17 protein-coding genes are annotated in these 16,196 nt (G+C 44.6%); 1 reads left to right on the top strand and 16 read right to left on the bottom strand.

Annotation, left to right across the window (positions count from 1 at the left end; genetic code table 11):
* Positions 1 to 6: 6 nt before the first annotated feature.
* From H7T88_RS16585 to metH, 9 genes are all read right to left on the bottom strand, one after another.
* Complete coding sequence (locus H7T88_RS16585) at positions 7 to 786, bottom strand: ABC transporter ATP-binding protein (protein WP_221789396.1); 780 nt, start codon at positions 784 to 786, stop codon at positions 7 to 9.
* On the bottom strand, positions 783 to 1,100 hold the full coding sequence (locus H7T88_RS16580; RefSeq protein WP_145331543.1) for a thioredoxin family protein: 318 nt from the start codon (positions 1,098 to 1,100) through the stop codon (positions 783 to 785). The genes H7T88_RS16585 and H7T88_RS16580 overlap by 4 nt, the downstream gene beginning before the upstream one ends.
* Complete coding sequence (locus H7T88_RS16575) at positions 1,097 to 1,438, bottom strand: cyclic-phosphate processing receiver domain-containing protein (RefSeq protein WP_221789395.1); 342 nt, start codon at positions 1,436 to 1,438, stop codon at positions 1,097 to 1,099. Before H7T88_RS16575 ends, H7T88_RS16580 begins: the two co-directional genes overlap by 4 nt.
* 18 nt (positions 1,439 to 1,456) lie before the next feature.
* Positions 1,457 to 2,305: a deoxyribonuclease IV gene (locus H7T88_RS16570; protein WP_221789394.1), complete on the bottom strand. Its 849-nt coding sequence runs from the start codon at positions 2,303 to 2,305 to the stop codon at positions 1,457 to 1,459.
* Positions 2,295 to 3,116 carry an Fpg/Nei family DNA glycosylase gene (locus H7T88_RS16565; protein ID WP_221789393.1) on the bottom strand — a complete coding sequence of 274 codons (822 nt, stop codon included), beginning with the start codon at positions 3,114 to 3,116 and terminating at the stop codon, positions 2,295 to 2,297. Before H7T88_RS16565 ends, H7T88_RS16570 begins: the two co-directional genes overlap by 11 nt.
* A 7-nt stretch (positions 3,117 to 3,123) precedes the next feature.
* Positions 3,124 to 3,933 (bottom strand): 5' nucleotidase NucF, encoded by an 810-nt coding sequence (nucF, locus tag H7T88_RS16560; protein ID WP_221789391.1) that lies wholly within the window; start codon positions 3,931 to 3,933, stop codon positions 3,124 to 3,126.
* Between the two features lie 80 nt (positions 3,934 to 4,013).
* On the bottom strand, positions 4,014 to 4,178 hold the full coding sequence (locus H7T88_RS16555; protein WP_186809716.1) for a hypothetical protein: 165 nt from the start codon (positions 4,176 to 4,178) through the stop codon (positions 4,014 to 4,016).
* A 122-nt stretch (positions 4,179 to 4,300) separates the two neighbouring features.
* Positions 4,301 to 5,245 (bottom strand): ribonuclease Z, encoded by a 945-nt coding sequence (gene rnz, locus H7T88_RS16550; RefSeq protein WP_221789388.1) that lies wholly within the window; start codon positions 5,243 to 5,245, stop codon positions 4,301 to 4,303.
* Positions 5,246 to 5,321: 76 nt separating this feature from the next.
* The gene (gene metH / locus H7T88_RS16545; RefSeq protein WP_423246143.1) at positions 5,322 to 8,702 is read right to left on the bottom strand and encodes a methionine synthase; all 3,381 of its coding nucleotides are present in this window, start codon (positions 8,700 to 8,702) and stop codon (positions 5,322 to 5,324) included.
* A gap of 238 nt (positions 8,703 to 8,940) precedes the next feature.
* Here metH and mtnD point away from each other — a divergent pair, with 238 nt between their 5' ends.
* Positions 8,941 to 9,486: an acireductone dioxygenase gene (mtnD, locus tag H7T88_RS16540; RefSeq protein WP_090916759.1), complete on the top strand. Its 546-nt coding sequence runs from the start codon at positions 8,941 to 8,943 to the stop codon at positions 9,484 to 9,486.
* Between the two features lie 68 nt (positions 9,487 to 9,554).
* On the opposite strand, the gene H7T88_RS16535 is transcribed toward mtnD, so the two are convergent.
* The 7 genes from H7T88_RS16535 to H7T88_RS16505 form a co-directional block, all read right to left on the bottom strand.
* Positions 9,555 to 10,229 (bottom strand): GntR family transcriptional regulator, encoded by a 675-nt coding sequence (locus H7T88_RS16535; RefSeq protein WP_090916761.1) that lies wholly within the window; start codon positions 10,227 to 10,229, stop codon positions 9,555 to 9,557.
* A 105-nt stretch (positions 10,230 to 10,334) separates the two neighbouring features.
* Complete coding sequence (locus tag H7T88_RS16530; protein WP_260510962.1) at positions 10,335 to 11,969, bottom strand: ABC transporter substrate-binding protein; 1,635 nt, start codon at positions 11,967 to 11,969, stop codon at positions 10,335 to 10,337.
* 47 nt (positions 11,970 to 12,016) lie between these two features.
* The gene (locus tag H7T88_RS16525) at positions 12,017 to 12,889 is read right to left on the bottom strand and encodes a carbohydrate ABC transporter permease (RefSeq protein WP_090916763.1); all 873 of its coding nucleotides are present in this window, start codon (positions 12,887 to 12,889) and stop codon (positions 12,017 to 12,019) included.
* A 12-nt stretch (positions 12,890 to 12,901) separates the two neighbouring features.
* Positions 12,902 to 13,831, bottom strand: coding sequence for an ABC transporter permease (locus tag H7T88_RS16520; protein WP_253500072.1), 930 nt, complete (start codon positions 13,829 to 13,831; stop codon positions 12,902 to 12,904).
* 608 nt (positions 13,832 to 14,439) lie between these two features.
* On the bottom strand, positions 14,440 to 15,231 hold the full coding sequence (locus H7T88_RS16515) for an HAD family hydrolase (protein WP_090916768.1): 792 nt from the start codon (positions 15,229 to 15,231) through the stop codon (positions 14,440 to 14,442).
* A 28-nt stretch (positions 15,232 to 15,259) separates the two neighbouring features.
* Positions 15,260 to 15,772, bottom strand: coding sequence for a hypothetical protein (locus H7T88_RS16510; protein WP_221789382.1), 513 nt, complete (start codon positions 15,770 to 15,772; stop codon positions 15,260 to 15,262).
* 132 nt (positions 15,773 to 15,904) lie between these two features.
* Complete coding sequence (locus tag H7T88_RS16505; protein ID WP_123065749.1) at positions 15,905 to 16,114, bottom strand: DUF896 domain-containing protein; 210 nt, start codon at positions 16,112 to 16,114, stop codon at positions 15,905 to 15,907.
* Between the last annotated feature and the right edge of the window lie 82 nt (positions 16,115 to 16,196).

Below are 16,196 nucleotides of genomic sequence, written 5' to 3'. Positions count from 1 at the left end.
CTTGTGTTACCCTCCAGAACGTACGTGTATCCATGGACGATCCTCATGCCACTGAACTTCCACCGGAATATCATACGTATGCTTAATTGTATCTTCTGTTAAAATCTCATGTTTTGGCCCCGCCGCAGCAATGCGTCCATCACGGATCAATGCGACATGAGTAAACAACGGCACGATCTCTTCCACATGATGGGTGACGTACACCACCGTCATATTCCGCTGGCGCAGACGATCAATCTCAATCAGCATCTTCTCACGTTCATACAGATCAAGGCCAGCACAAGGCTCGTCCATAATAAGCAGCTTTGGTTCAGCCATTAACGAACGTGCCAACATGACTTTTTTGCGTTCTCCCTGGGATAACGTTCCCAGCGGTTGATTTGCCAGTTTTGCGAAACCCATCTCCTCCAGCAGCTGCATCGCCTTTGTTTTCATTTCATCTGGAATCGTCTGATAAAAGCGTAAAAAGGCATAGGCTCCTGTAGCGACAACCTCCCATACCGGATCACGTAAGGTCAATTTTTCAATCAATGTTTGGCTGATATAACCGATCTCTTTGCGAACCTCCCGGACATCGCATTGCCCGTACACATTACCGAGCACTTCAATGCGTCCCGAACTAGGAAACATATATCCATTCATCATTTCCAGCAGTGTAGTTTTACCTGATCCATTACGCCCCAGGATGACCCAATGTTCGCCTGGTTCAATGCGTAAATGAACGTCATCAAGTATCTGATTTTCTTCGCGACGAAGCGAAATGTTCTCCATCACTACAACACTCATTTTAGCACCGCCTTCCGAATCTCATTGAGCAGATGCTCAACCGAGTTCATCCGATAGACCATCCTGGGTACATCTTGCTCACCATCAAACAACATTAAAGCCGGTACACTCGAAATCTGAAACTGCTGCACAAGCTCCGGAATATCATGAATATTCATCTCATATAAAACACCCTCTGGCAACATATGCTCAGCGACCTCCAGCATACGACGTGCCGCTGCACACGTTCCGCATAACGGAGTATAGATAAATACCGCTTGAGGCAACCCTTCCCATACACCGCGCATTACCATTTTAGACGTAATCGGCTTCATAACTTTTCAGCCTCCGCAGCCACTCGCAACATGACTTCACCTGTCATCGGACCGTTATGAATTATAACGGAATCAGGTTTGTTGCTATACAACCTCTCGTACATCTGGCGTTTTCCGTACATACTCGACGTATGTAAATAGATCTCACGCGGATAGAGCCCTTCCCGTACAATCGCTGCAGCTACTTCACCGCCATTCATCGAATCCGGCCCAAGTTCATAGTCCAGCGATAGAATGTCTACTTCGCCATCTCGCAATAACAAGAGGCATTCCTCAGCATTGGTAGCCAGAACAAACCCTTTTGGACAAGAACGATAGTCATCCAGAAAAACATTCATCGTCTCGCACCTCCCCACTTATAACCACGAACGCATGAGCTGTATATCGTCACTGTGCGTTCCGTCTTCTCCTGTTTCCGTCTCCATTACAACTACCGCCTGCTTAATATGGGGTGATTGCAACAGTTTCTTCATTGATTCATAGCCCATATGTCCATGACCAATTCTCGCATGTCTGTCTTTGTTCAGACCAGATGCATATTTGGAATCATTAAAATGAACAGCCGCCAGGTCATCCCAATATTCCAGCTGCCTGCCTTTTTCCAACAAAATGTTCTCATCTCCAGCCTTCCACATCCCTGAAGCAAAAGCATGACATGTGTCGAAACAAAATGCAATATGCTCAGGGAATCGACTCAGCTTGCGAATCTGGATCATTTCCTCCATCGTTGTCCCCATGGGTCCATGATCCCCTGCCTGATTTTCAAGCAAAATTTTGGATTCGCCTTGCCACCCTTCCAGCGCGGTGTCCAGACAGTGAATCAAATTACGATATCCCTCTAGCGGATCTTTCGTCTGTATATGGCCAAAATGAACAACCGTTCCAACCGAACCACATGCATTAGAAATCTCAAGATCATTGCGAATCGATGAAACAATAGCATGAAACCCCGCCTCTCCACGGGTCATACCTAGTGCCGGATTCGTAGGATAAGGTGAGTGAGCAATGGATGCCATACCATGTTCTTCACACCAGTCCCTGCACAATGTAGCATCTTTTTGATCAAGACTTTTCAGGCTAAGACTGCGCGGATTTTTCGGAAAATACTGAAAAGCCGTCGCTCCCATCTCATATGCTCTCTTAGCCGCCTGTAAAAATCCACCTTTAGTGCTTACATGTGCGCCGATGCCGGTTTTAGGCCTCATGCTGACATTGCGGACAGAAAAATGCCTTTTTGCCCGTAATTTCAACTCGTTCAATGGTTCCCCCGCAGCGAGGACAAGTTTCACCCTCCCGGTCATAGACCCGGCACTGCTCGTCAAACTTTCCTGTTTTGTTGTCACCCTGCATTAGCGGCATTTCCATATAACCGCCCTCGTGCGCAGCCTCACGTAACACCGATTGCATAGAGTGATACAGTCGCTCTGTCAGTTCAGTCGAGTTTGCAATGTTCTGCGTTTTTGAGCTTGGTCTAAGTCCCGCAGCGAAGGCGATTTCATCTGAATAACAGTTGCCGATGCCAGCGATAATATGTTGATTTACCAAGGTTGTTTTGAGTGTTCCCCGGCGACCTTTAAGCAGTCCAGCAAAACGTTCCTTATTCATTCTTCGATCCAGAGGTTCTGGACCTAAATCGGACATCGCTTCTTCTGTCTCCTTGGAAGTCATCAGATGCAAATACCCAAGACGCAAACCGATGAAGAACAGAATATGTTCTCCGAATTGAATCTCTACCTGTGTGGTGCGGTCAGGACGATCGTTCTCTGTCCCCCAGAACAACATGCCACCCAGCATAAGATGCAACACAAGACGTTTGCCGTTTGCAAGGTGAAAGATCAGATGTTTAGCGCGCCGTTCCACAAATATAATCCGATTGCCTGTTAACTCATCTATGAACACATCAGCAGTCGTATTGATCGTCTTTTCACGGTTCACAACTACCCCTGTTATCGGTAAATCAAGTATATGCTCGGACAATAACACCCTGTAATTTTCCATTTCTGGTAACTCTGGCATTCTTTATCTACTCCTTCTTGGAAGCCTGGCCTGCCTTTTGGGCTAACCATGCAGTCAGTGTATTCAAATCTTCAAAAACATGATCTGGACGTGCTTTCACGGCCTGAATATGTCCATCCATATTTTCATGTGTAGTAATACCTGTCAGAACAAGTATCGTTTCACAACCTGCTGCCACGCCTGCAGCAATATCCGTGCGCATATTATCTCCGATAACAGCCACTTCTTCCGCCTTCAATTTCAACCGGCGAATGGCTGATCTCATAATAATGCTTGAAGGTTTGCCGATCACCGTTGGTTGCACGCCCGTCGCTGCCTCGATGGCAGCCCCAATCGTACCCGCGCCAGGCGTTAATCCATCATCAGCGGGAAGTTGAAGATCAGGGTTAGTCATAATAAACTTAGCTCCCCCATTAATCCAGCGGAGTGCCTTCGTTAATTTTTGATAGGTAAATTCACGGTCGATGCCTTGGATCACAACATCTGGCTCATCATCCGTCAGAATTAAACCCGCTTCTTCAATGGCCTGTAACAGCCCACCTTCCCCGATGCATGCCACCTTCGCCCCCGGAAAATCTGCAGCAACGTATTCAGCCGCGGCAACCGCAGAGGTACATACCTCGGAAGCATCCGCTTCTATCCCCATGCCATTCAAATGATCAGCCACACCTTGAGGTGTACGGGAAGAATTATTGGTCACGAACAAATAAGGTACTCCCTGCTTTCGCAACGTGCGAATGAGCTCATCGGCTCCATCAATACGATGCCTGCCATGATACAATGTACCATCCAGATCGATCAGATAGGCCTTAATCATACATTGCACTTCCTCTCTTCATTCCTTCATTCTGTTAACATTTCATCCCCTTAACAAAATCAGGCGATGCAAACAAACCTTTATACTATGTATTCAAGCATGTAGGAGGGTTCAGCCTCATTGAAAGAGGCACATAACAAGTCGAACCGGATCGAACACAGACGGTTTAACTCGCGCGTCTTCTGTACAAGCTTGTCATTTCCTGCGCTTTCCCGGAAAATAATTCGGAAAATTTCCCTGCTCATATTGCCCATCCTACACGCTTTCTGAGCAGATTGCAAAAGGGACCTCGGGAATATTTCTCCCTCAGTCCCGTCTCACTCGCCGGTTGTTGATATGGCCTGCGTCATGAATCAAGGCCTCTGCTTTATTGCGAAGAATCAAGCTTCCCATGAACCACAGGAATCAGTTGGTGCTCGTTCGCAAGCCTTGTGTTCGGAAAGATACTCTTCGCTTCATCGAGTAGTGGCTGAAGCTGTTCCTCATCTTTATAACGGGAACTGAAGTGAGTCATAATGAGTTGACCCACATTCGCCGCCAGGGCCGCTTCCGCCGCTTGTCTGGACGTACTATGATAGTACTCATGAGCCGTGTCAGCCAGATCATGCATAAACGTCGCTTCATGAACAAGAACGTCTGCATCCTGGGCCAGAGGTTTCACGTTTTCGCAAGGACGGGTATCACCCAGAATCGTAATCACCATTCCACGTTTCGGTGCTCCTAAAACATCCTCAGGACGTACCGTATCACCACTGTCTAATGTAATCGTCTCTCCCCGCTTTAACCGTCCGAACAACGGGCCTGGTTTCAGACCGTAAGCCGCTAATTTAGCCGAATCAAGACTACCTGGGCGATCTTTCTCCGTAACCCGATACCCATAGCTGTCAATACGGTGTTCGAGCAGGGCCGATTCGACGATAAAGCTGTCATCTTCAAACAGTACACCGCCAGTATGCTCCACAATATTCAAATCATAATTCAAACGAGATTGGCTAATCTCCATCGTTGTTGCAATCATGCGCTCCGTCCCTGGTGGTCCATACACCGTGAGCGGAGTCGTTCCCCCCTGATATGCCCTACTGGACAGCAAACCAGGTAATCCAAACACATGGTCACCATGCAGATGGGTAATAAATATTTTCTCCAATTTGCTTAGTTTAAGCGGAGAACTTAAAATCTGATGCTGTGTCCCTTCCCCGCAGTCAAACAACCACAGCGCTCTGCGCTCATCCAACATGCGTAGTCCAATGGACGTTACATTCCGTTGCAGTGTAGGTACACCAGCATTAGTTCCCAGGAAATATAGTTCCATTCTGGATCGCACCTCTTTCTGTTGCCAGCAAAAAACCTCCGACCATGCGGAGGGCTTGCCTGAACAACTTATCAATTTATGCTTTTTCGACGTTAAAATATTTGGCCTGCGGATGGCTAAATACCATCGCGGACACCGATGCTTCAGGTTCCATCATGAAACCTTCCGTCAATTCTACTCCGATATCTTCAGGCTGCATCAGCTTGAATAACGGACCCTGATCCTCCAGATCCGGACAAGCCGGATATCCAAAAGATACTCTAATCCCCTGATAACGTGCGCCATGACGTTGTTTCATCGTCATATCAGCCGGGTCTGGGAAGCCCCAGATATCCCTCATCATATGATGCACACGTTCTGCCAGTCCTTCCGCCACTTCCAGTGCTACAGACTGCAACGCATGCGAACGTAGATAATCCCCTTGATCCTTCCATGCCGTCGAAAGCTCGCGCACACCATGTCCCGCAGTGACAACGAGGAAGCCCACATAATCCATTTCACCGGATTCAACTGGCTTCAGGAAGTCGGACAGACACAGGAACGGCTCCACCTTCTGGCGTGGGAACGTAAAGGTATGCAGGATGTTGCTCGTATCTTGCGGATCATAAATGATGACACTATTGCCGCTCGACTGCGCCGGGAAGAAACGATACATCGCATGAGCCTGAATGATTCCGTCACGAACCGCTTCCTGCATAATGCCATCGACGACCGCTTTCAAATCGGTTGCCTTCTGATCACCCGCAGCGAGCAATTGCTCTACTGAACCACGAAGTCCCAAATGATGCCCGAGCAGCATCTGCATGTTCACATAAGGCAGGATGTGTGATAACGGGTAATTCCGCAATGTATGACGATCTAAATCAGGTGGTACAAGCACAGGATGATCAGCTGAAATGGACGAGCGTTCTACCCGGGTTAACTCAGGTAGTGCTTGAACCTCTCCCGCATTTGAAGCATCGGCTTCTTTTTCCGCATCCATCTCTGCTTGCATGGCTTCCCGTGTCACAGGATTCATCAGCTTATTGGCCAGATCCAGACCATCCATTGCATCCTTCGCATAGACTACCATACCGTTATATTCAGGGCGAATCCGGTTTTTGGTAAACTTACGAGTCAATGCCGCTCCACCTACCATGATTGGCACATCAATACCAGCCGTGCGCAGATCCTGAGCGGTAAGAATCATCTGCTGAGCAGACTTAACGAGCAAACCCGAGAGGCCAATAGCGTCCACTTTTTCTTCCCTATACGCCTCAATGATACGCTCTGGTGGTACTTTTATACCCAAATTAATGATCCGGTAACCGTTGTTGGACAAGATGATCTCCACCAAGTTCTTACCGATATCATGTACATCCCCTTTAACGGTGGCAAGAATGATCTTTCCTTTGACAGAAGTTTCGTTCTTCTCCATGAACTGCTCCAAATATGCAACGGAAGCCTTCATCACTTCTGCACTCTGAAGAACCTCCGCTACAATTAACTCATTGTTGTTAAAGAGACGCCCGACTTCTTCCATGCCGCGCATCAACGGACCGTTGATGACTTCAAGCGCTGTATATTTGGCTAGAGCTTGCTCCAGATCGGGCAACAAACCCTCTTTGCTTCCTTCAACCACATAAGATGCGAGACGTTCTTCTAATGAAAGGTTCGAGATTTTTTCTTTCTTCTCTACCTTTTTGTTACGGAATGCCGCTACGAAGGCAGCCAGCGTATCATCGTTTGTATTATACAGAAGCTCTTCCGAGAGTCTGCGTTCTTCTTCCGGGATGGATGCGTAACGCTCCAGCTTCTCGGTATTCACGATGGCATAATCCAGCCCTGCTTTGGTACATTCGTACAAGAAAACAGAGTTTAACACCTCACGACCTGCTTCAGGCAGACCAAAGGAGATGTTACTGATACCCAGAATCGTATGACATTCTGGGAGCGCTTCTTTAATGATACGTATACCTTCAATCGTTTCTTTCGCAGATCCGATGTACTGCTCATCACCCGTACCTACCGGAAAGACCAGTGTATCAAAAATAAGGTCTTCTGGCTTCAACCCGTATTTGTTCACCAGCAAATCATACGAACGTTTGGCTACGTCTAGCTTGTCCTCGCGGCTGATCGCCTGACCACGCTCGTCAATCGTTCCGACAACTACCGCTCCGCCATATTTATGCAACAAAGGTGTTACCAACTCAAATTTCTCTTCGCCATCCTCAAGGTTAATGGAGTTAATAATCGCCTTCCCTTGAGAATATTGAAGCGCTGTATCAATAACTGAGGCATCTGTTGTGTCGATCATCAGCGGAACCTTTACTTTTTTGACCACAAGTTCAAGGAACTTGATCATATCTTCCGTTTCCTCACGGTCAGGGTCCTGTACGCAGACGTCAACGATGTGTGCACCGTTTTTCACTTGAGCCCGGGCAATTTCGGAAGCTTCTTCGTACTTGCCCTCGACAATTAGTCGTTTGAATTTCCGTGAACCAAGCACGTTGGTGCGCTCACCAACCATATATGGACGATTGTCCTGTTCGACATATACCGGTTCAATTCCCGACAATGCAGGCGGGTGTGTTCCGTTCAATTCTCTTGGGGGGTATTTGGCGAGTGTATCACGCATGGCCCGGATATGTGCTGGCGTTGTTCCGCAACATCCTCCTGCAATGTTCAACCAACCCTGTTCTGCAAAAGCACCGATCTTCTGCGCAAGTGAATCCGGTGATTCGTGATAGTTACCATTCTCGTCAGGCAAACCTGCATTGGGATAACAACTCACAGCCACAGATGCCATGCCAGACAGAGATCGAATATGGTCACGCATGAATTCCGGACCCGTCGCACAGTTTAGTCCTACCGAGATTGGGTTAAGGTGTTCTAAGGATATATAAAAAGATTCGATGTTCTGACCGGCCAAGGTCGTACCCATCGGTTCTATGGTTCCTGAGATCATGAGAGGCAGCTTGATACCGCTTTGATCAAATGCTTGCTGAATACCGATACTACCTGCTTTGACATTAAGAGTATCCTGTGAAGTTTCAAGCAGTAGCGCATCAACGCCTCCCTCTATTAAAGCGAGGGCCTGCTCGAAATAACTGTCCACCAGCTCTTGGAATGTCACCCCGCCAGTCACAGACAGCGTTTTGGTTGTTGGTCCCATCGCTCCGACCACATATCGTGGTGACTCCGGTGTGGAGAAGCGGTCAACAGCTGCTTTTGCAATTCTGGCCGCTTCGAGATTTATTTCAAGTGCACGATCTTGAATATCGTATTCGGCGAGAACCACTGAAGTTGCACCAAATGTATTGGTCTCGATTAAATCGGCACCAGCTTCCAGATAATCCTCATGAATACGTTGGATCAAGTCTGGACGGGTTAGCACCAACATTTCATTACATCCATCCAGATCTTCGCCGCCGAAATCTTCGCTGGTCAGATCCACTTGTTGAATCATTGTCCCCATTGCGCCGTCGAGGATTAATATTCGTTGTTTTATTGCATCGTGTAGACTAAGCTTATCCAATATCTTCACCCCCGCAAAACGTTAAATCTTAGTTTAACAGAAACTTACTTAATGTGAAAGATCGGTTTTGCTCCCGAAAGGTCGCGGATTTGCAGGAATGAAGCAGAATTGTGAATCGACAAATTTTGAGCAATCCGATATAATATCAATTAATCCAAGTGGAAAAGAGGGAAAGCGCATGGCTGAAATTGTTATCCGAAATACGAACGAACGAATCACTGGAGACGAGAACGTTCGAAATTTCTTGAACAAATATGACGTATTATACGAGAAGTGGGACGCTTCCAAATTAAACACGGAACTGCAAAACAACTTCGGCTTAACGGATGATCAGAAGCAAGAAGTATTAGAAACCTTCGATTATGAGATCAAAGACTTGGCGGCACGCCGCGGGTATCAAATCTGGGATGTCATTACCCTTTCCGAGCAAACACCAGACATCGAAGAGAAACTGGCCAAGTTCGAAGAGATCCATACGCATGCGGAAGATGAAATCCGTGCAATTGTTGCAGGTAAAGGTATCTTTGTCATTAAAGCAACTGATGATACAGGTTACTTCAATGTAGAACTGTCTCCGGGTGACGTTATTTCCGTTCCTGAAAACACACCGCACTTCTTCACTTTAATGGAGAACAAACAAATTATTGCGGTGCGCCTGTTCATCGAAAAAGACGGCTGGATCGCCGATCCGTATCCTGATCCAACGTTTATCAAAAACGCCTAACTTTGATTAAAAAGTTAACGTGCTTAACTAACCCCCTGCTCATGAGAGTCGGGGGTTAGTGTGATAACCTATATGAAATAGTGAGGATACTTGTCCTTTAAAATCTCCTGCTCGTATACTACAAGCCTAAGATGTGCTTCCATAACCTGTGCTGCTTCCTCCGTCTGACGCTCTGTAACCAGCCTCAAAATCTCTTTATGTTGAGAGATAATCACTTCAAGATTCGAGTCTTCTGCTAACCGGAGTAGTCGTAATCGATTAAACGGCATGTTCAACTGTTGCAACATTTTCCACGTCCGTAGCTTTCCAGTGCCCTGAAACAAAATCTGGTGGAATTCCTCATCCAATTCGAACAGTCGATAGAAGTTCTTTTTCCCAATACACACTTCCTGCATGGCAATGTTGGTTTCTAATTTGAACATGTACTCTTCAGGAAACGAAGTACAGGCTAACATGACAATTTCCTTCTCCATCTTCTCGCGCATAAACCTGCCTTCTTCCACATGCTCCAGGTTAATATGCGAAACAATCGTGCCACTCTGTGGAATGATATCCAGTAGTTCTTCTTCGGCAAGCTTCATAAAAGCTTCTCGTACCGGTGTGCGGCTCACCTGTAATTCATCTGCGATCTCTTTTTCGGAAATTTTGGTACCTGGTTCAAGCTCCAGATGAAGAATTCGTTCTTTGAGCAAATTATAAGAATACGCCCTGGTAGAGCCTCTTGTTTTCTGATTAAATGCCATGCCTTGACCTCTTTCTCTCAGCCATATTCCTTTCATATTAGCACAAACTACCGATTCACTTAAATAACTTTAGCGAAACGGTAGCTCGGCTTCAGATCTTACAAATTACTTTTTGTTTTCCTTATACGTCTTATAAGTGTCGTTCGCCATCTTCACATAATTGGACAAACCCTGACTCTCCAGCTCTTTTAGGAATGTATCATACTCGGATAACTTCCGTTCACCTATAATAAACTTCAACGTATTCTGGTCTGTGTAGTCTTTGAGCGGCGTGCTCATCAGTGTTACACGTTCACGATCTTCGGAAGAATAAGGGATAGGTGGTTCAGCCGGAATCACTTCCTTTGTCTCTTTCATATTTTTCTGGAACTCAAGTTCTTCTTCGCTAAACATGGATTGAAGCAGGTCTGTTGTTCCACCGTAAGCAAATACACCACCAGAGAATCCGAAGTCAACGCGAAGGTCTTTCGTACCCTTAGGGTTCAAACCATTGTAATTAATATCATTTACTAACTTGCGTTTGCCACCTTCTTTAGTGTATGTCTCGTTCTCTACACCCCACTTCGCAAATTCCTGTCCTTCATCACTGTAATACAACCAGTCGATAAATTGTAAAATCGCTTTGAAATTGTCACTATCTTTAATCTTCCCGGAAATCATCACACCGTTTTCGAGTCTGGAACCCGACATCAGCTGCCCTTTCGGCCCTCCCGGAACTGTGATCTTAGCAATCGAGAAATTCCCTTCACCCAACGTTTTATTCATATCATTTCGATGCAGTACAAGTGTCTGTGAGTTACCGTTAATAATAAATGATTTACCCGAAACGAACTTTTGAGTAGCTTGATCATCGTCTTGCGTGAAGCTTTCCTTATCAAGAAGTCCTTCTGCAACCATTTTGTTAAAAAACGTCAGTAATTCTTTGTACTCTGGCGTCGTTGCCGTGGCAACAAATTCATCCTGGTCGGCTTTGTAGGTCAAGCCATTTCCATATCCCCATCCAGCCTTAGTCCCAAAACCCGTAGCTGCAATGCCAAGTGTACTGTTGAATTTGAAACGGTCTGAAAATGGAATGGAGTCCGGATAGATTTCTTTTAATTTTTTGGCTGCGGTATAGAGTTCATCCCAAGTTGTTGGAATGGCAATATTATTTCCTTTAAAAATATCTGTTCTTATGATCAGAGTATAATCAGGCCATACTTCCTCATGTAATCCCGGTAAAACATAATATTTGCCGTCCTCCTGACGCAGTCCTTCAAGTTCAGGTTCAAGTTTCCACTTTTCAATTTTGTCCTTGAAATTTGGCATCAAATCAATGTAATCACTGATCGGCAGAATCGCTCCAGAAGATACAAAAGCAGATTCTTCACCCGGATAAGTCTTTGGAATAACGAGCGGAGCATCGCCAGAACTGATTAACAGCGATCGCTTCTGTGGATAGTCACTCATCGGCACGATGGTTGGCTCCAACGTAACTCCTGTCATCTCCGATATTTTTTTGAATAACAGCCAGTCTTTTTTATAAGGATACGTTGGATGATCACTATACAAAATAGAAAGATTAAATGGTTCCGTCGCTTTGAATGTTTCGCCCACTTTATAACTCTCCATGGCTGATTTCGTGCCCACTTCGGTAACATCTGGGCCAGTCCCGGCACCACTGCTACAAGCAGCAAGTACAGCCGACATTGTCATTACCAGAATCATCTTACCAATCCGTTTACGAGGCTTTCTTTTCAATCCATTCATCCCCTTTTGTTTAGTTTCCAAACCTATGTGTGCAAAGGTTACTGCTTAACAGAACCCAACATGATACCGGTTACAAAATATCGCTGTACAAATGGATAGATAGTTAAAATAGGCAGGATCGTTAACACCATCGTTACCGATTTGATGTTGGCAGCAATCTGAGTGAGATTGTCCGCAGAGGTTGCTCCCGCAGTGGCACCACTCGTTGCCCCGGCAATCATATTACGCAAATAGATCGTGACCGGAAACAGCTCTTTTTTGTCCAAATACAAGAAGGCAGGAAACCAGGAGTTCCAATGTCCAACAGCGTAGAACAGCACCATCGTGGCCATGACCGCTTTACTGAGAGGCAAAATGATACGAAGCAAAATACCGTATGTGTTTAACCCGTCAATGGCGGCTGCTTCCTCTAACTCTTCTGGCATGTTCTCAAAAAAGGATTTCATGATGAGCATGTTATATATGCTGATTGCACCTGGGACAACCAGTGCCCACATGGTGTTATTAAAACCAAGGGAATTAATGAGTACGTAGTTAGGAATCAGACCCCCGCTGAAAAACATCGTAAACACGGCAAACATGGTCAGAAATTTACGTCCCATCAATCTTTTTTTGGACAATGCATAAGCAAAAATCGTCGTCATAAACATTGAGATTAAAGTCCCCACCACAGTGTAAATGATCGTATTTTTATAGTTCAACCAGAACATGTTGTCCTTCGAAATGGTTTTATACGTTTCCACATTGAACCCTCTCGGGAACAAGCTTACCTTACCTGAGTTAATGTACGCTTCACTACTGAAGGATTGCGCAACAACATTCAGGAATGGATATAGTGTAATAAAAACAATAAATAACAAGAATGTTACATTAAATACCTTAAATACCTTGTATGATCGTGATTCCTGCATGGTGTTCCTCCTTTACCATAAACTTCGTTGTGTCAGTTTGCGTGAGATAGCGTTTACAGTGAATACTAGAGTTAGTCCAATGACCGATTCGAACAAACCAATGGCCGTTGCATAACTGAAGTTGCTCGATTCAAGACCTACACGATACAAATAAGTCGAAATTACATCGGAAGTCTCATAAATAAGCGGATTATACAAAAGCAAGATTTTTTCAAAGCCTACAGCCAGGAAGTTCCCCATGTTTAAAATCAGCAACGTAACAATCGTTGGCAAAATGCCTGGAATGGTTACATGTATCGTTTGCTTCCAGCGATTCGCTCCATCGATTCGTGCTGCTTCATACAAAGATTCATCAATCGTAGTTAGTGCTGCCAGATATAAAATAGCTCCCCAACCCATACCCTGCCAGATTTCAGAAGAGATATAGATGGTTCTGAACCACTCTGCACGTTGCATGAATGGAATGTTATCGCCAGTAAAAAATGCAACCAGACCGTTGATCGAACCATTCACTGCCGTTAATTGCAGAATCATACCTGCTACGATAACAATCGATAGAAAGTGAGGCAGATACGACGCTGTTTGCACAAATTTTTTAAATCGTTTGCTCTTCACCTCGTTAAGCATCAGTGCGAAAATAATCGGCACGGGAAACGTAAATAACAACGCAAGCCCGCCGAGCATAAGTGTGTTACTAAAAACTCGCCAGAACGTTGGGTCCTCAATGAACATTTTGAAGTATCGTAATCCAACCCAGGTTTCTCCAAAAATACTGCCACCCGGTACAAATCGCCTAAAGGCGATTATGTTGCCTAACATCGGGCCATATTTGAAAATAATCAGATAAATGATGGGAAGAACTAGTAGCGAGTACAACTGCCAATCTTTACGAATCAATATGGTAGCTGTTCGCAACTTGCTTTCTTTACGTGAAGATATCATCGGTATCGTTGCCTTAGATGTTTCTGACTTCATGTGTCATTCACTCCGATCCATGCTTGATTAAAAATGCTTTAATCGCTGTTTGACAAGTCTTTCTCTCCCTCGTGTTGCAAAGGATACCTGTCTATTCGATTCACCTCCACTACAAAATCAAAAATGTAAACGGTATCAATTTGGGATATATGTACACTCAAGCATATGCAAACGTGTGAACCTGACTGAGCATGCATTGCTTGAATGTCGTTAAATTGAATCAGTCATTGTATAAAGCGCTTACAAAATGGCCATTAAATCATTCGCCTTTTCTTTTTTCATGCATCTGAAAATGTACTTGTAGTTGATCAGTGAATGCTCTCGAAATATTGTAGAAATAAAAACTAGTCATACTAGTATGTTAGTTGTATTCTAAAGCAGCTTTTTTTTAATTTCAATAACTTTTCATTAAAAATTTAAATAATCGCCCCTAACAATGCATTAAAAACACTCTTATATGGAATGTATTAAAACAAAAAAACATTGGTTACGATACATGAACAAACGATCATTCATGTCATAACCAATGTTAAATGAATAGCTATTTGGGCGAAGATTTTATGTCATCTATGATTTTAAAAATTTGCGATAAGCCCCTCTAATTCAGACAAATGTTTAATCTCGTGGTTCGGTGAATAACTTTCATTATTTGTTTTGTTTTCGCGGTTAATCCATACTGCACGAATACCTGAAGACAACGCACCACGAATATCTGTTGTTAACTTATCGCCTACCATCATACTTTCTTCTGGTTGAACACCCAGTCTACTTAGCGCATGCTCAAAAATGGATGGATCTGGCTTACCTTTACCAAAGCTACCTGAGATAATAATCTCATCAAAGAAAGGAGATAACTCTGGAACACCATCAAGTTTCTCTTGCTGTAAAGCAGGACATCCATTAGTCAAAAGCAACAATCTGTACTTACCTTGCAAATGGCGCAACGTTTCCATCGTTTCTTCATATACATGAGGTCTCGATCTACGTTCTGCACCAAACTGAGAGGCCAGGCGCTCTGCAAGCTCATCATGATCGACACCCAGCTTTAGTAAACCACGGCGCCAAGACTCCTTGCGATAAATTGGAGCCAATTGTTCAAGCTGACGAAATTCCGGCTGTTCTCCTCCCGTAAAGTTCGCCCAAAGTCCTTCAAAAGGGTTAATTCCAATCATTTTGGTAAAAGGGAACGTTTCATAAGATTCATATAGTTCACGTGCTTCATTACGAACAGCCTCTTCGAGTGCCTCAGCATTAACACCTGTTTCTGCTGCAGCAATTAGACAAGTTTCATGAAAGGCTTCTCGTACACTCCGTTCATCCCATAATAAAGTATCATCCAGGTCAAACATAATCGCTTTTAACGCCATTCCGATCATCTGCCCCTTTACACGTTAATTACTTATCAATCGTTTCTACGGTAATCTGGTGTGCTTTTGCAAATTTCAACAACCGCTCGGTAATCGCTTCTGTATCGTAACGATTTAACAACTTGGTGAAAACCCATCTTTTTCCACGACTGTTGTGTTCAATAACAACAGTACCTGGCTCAAAACGGAATTTGATAATATCGTCAACCCCGATCGATCGTTCACGATTCCCCTTCGTTGTAATGATCCGATTACTGCTAATTTTAACGTAAGGACGGCGCAACATAAAAATGACAGCCAAAAATACATAGAGCAGCATTGTGACCCAATCCCAGGTTGTCATCGGTGCTTTCACTAAAAAAGTACTCATGAACAGATACAAGAACGCTAAACCAATTAAAAAGATAGGGAACAAAAGGCTTCTGCCTTTGTAAACATCCTCACCTGGATTACCTGTAATTGGTTGACCGCTTTTTTTACGTTGCTGATTCAATTGCTTCGAATTTTTCCGAACCGTTCTCTCGAACGAACGCCGTGACATGTGAATCCCCCTTATGTGTCTTGTATCGGCTTACATAATTATACTGCAAACCGATGTTCCCCCTTATAGTAAGCATCCCCAGCTAACATGAAGAAACCTAAATATCATAACGATATGTTTAGGTTTCGTAAATTAATGTTTGAGTTTGCCTTGGTGGCCTTGGCCCTTGTCGTCGTCAACAATCTCAATTGAATCGAGTTGCTGTCTGAAGTTGCTACGAATGTTACCTAGGTAAATTTCTCTCAATTTGGCACGTTCAGCAAGTTCTTCCTCTGATAGTCCAGTGGATTTCTGCTTGCGAGCCAATTCGTTAATACGTGCTACCAGACTATCTATATCCAAGTTTGTCCCCTCCAAAAATACAAAGTCATATTAACTTTGACATGAGAAAGGCGGCTTGTCAAGTTAGTACGCGCCAACCTGC

The sequence above is a fragment of the Paenibacillus cucumis (ex Kampfer et al. 2016) genome, assembly GCF_019748695.1.
Taxonomy (GTDB): domain Bacteria; phylum Bacillota; class Bacilli; order Paenibacillales; family Paenibacillaceae; genus Paenibacillus; species Paenibacillus polysaccharolyticus.
Note: the sequence above shows the minus strand (reverse complement) of the source record. Positions and strands in the feature narration are given on the sequence as shown.

What these genes read in the sequence shown, in the direction of transcription:
- H7T88_RS16580 (WP_145331543.1), bottom strand. Translation starts at nt 1,100, where the DNA reads ATGAAGCCGATTACGTCTAAAATGGTAATGCGCGGTGTATGGGAAGGG.
- H7T88_RS16565 (WP_221789393.1), bottom strand. Translation starts at nt 3,116, where the DNA reads ATGCCAGAGTTACCAGAAATGGAAAATTACAGGGTGTTATTGTCCGAG.
- rnz (WP_221789388.1), bottom strand. Translation starts at nt 5,245, where the DNA reads ATGGAACTATATTTCCTGGGAACTAATGCTGGTGTACCTACACTGCAA.
- mtnD (WP_090916759.1), top strand. Translation starts at nt 8,941, where the DNA reads ATGGCTGAAATTGTTATCCGAAATACGAACGAACGAATCACTGGAGAC.
- H7T88_RS16570 (WP_221789394.1), bottom strand. Translation starts at nt 2,305, where the DNA reads ATGAGGCCTAAAACCGGCATCGGCGCACATGTAAGCACTAAAGGTGGA.
- H7T88_RS16575 (WP_221789395.1), bottom strand. Translation starts at nt 1,438, where the DNA reads ATGAATGTTTTTCTGGATGACTATCGTTCTTGTCCAAAAGGGTTTGTT.
- H7T88_RS16555 (WP_186809716.1), bottom strand. Translation starts at nt 4,178, where the DNA reads ATGAGCAGGGAAATTTTCCGAATTATTTTCCGGGAAAGCGCAGGAAAT.
- H7T88_RS16525 (WP_090916763.1), bottom strand. Translation starts at nt 12,889, where the DNA reads ATGCAGGAATCACGATCATACAAGGTATTTAAGGTATTTAATGTAACA.
- H7T88_RS16520 (WP_253500072.1), bottom strand. Translation starts at nt 13,831, where the DNA reads ATGATATCTTCACGTAAAGAAAGCAAGTTGCGAACAGCTACCATATTG.
- H7T88_RS16515 (WP_090916768.1), bottom strand. Translation starts at nt 15,231, where the DNA reads ATGGCGTTAAAAGCGATTATGTTTGACCTGGATGATACTTTATTATGG.
- H7T88_RS16585 (WP_221789396.1), bottom strand. Translation starts at nt 786, where the DNA reads ATGAGTGTTGTAGTGATGGAGAACATTTCGCTTCGTCGCGAAGAAAAT.
- H7T88_RS16510 (WP_221789382.1), bottom strand. Translation starts at nt 15,772, where the DNA reads ATGTCACGGCGTTCGTTCGAGAGAACGGTTCGGAAAAATTCGAAGCAA.
- H7T88_RS16535 (WP_090916761.1), bottom strand. Translation starts at nt 10,229, where the DNA reads ATGGCATTTAATCAGAAAACAAGAGGCTCTACCAGGGCGTATTCTTAT.
- metH (WP_423246143.1), bottom strand. Translation starts at nt 8,702, where the DNA reads ATGGGGACAATGATTCAACAAGTGGATCTGACCAGCGAAGATTTCGGC.
- nucF (WP_221789391.1), bottom strand. Translation starts at nt 3,933, where the DNA reads ATGATTAAGGCCTATCTGATCGATCTGGATGGTACATTGTATCATGGC.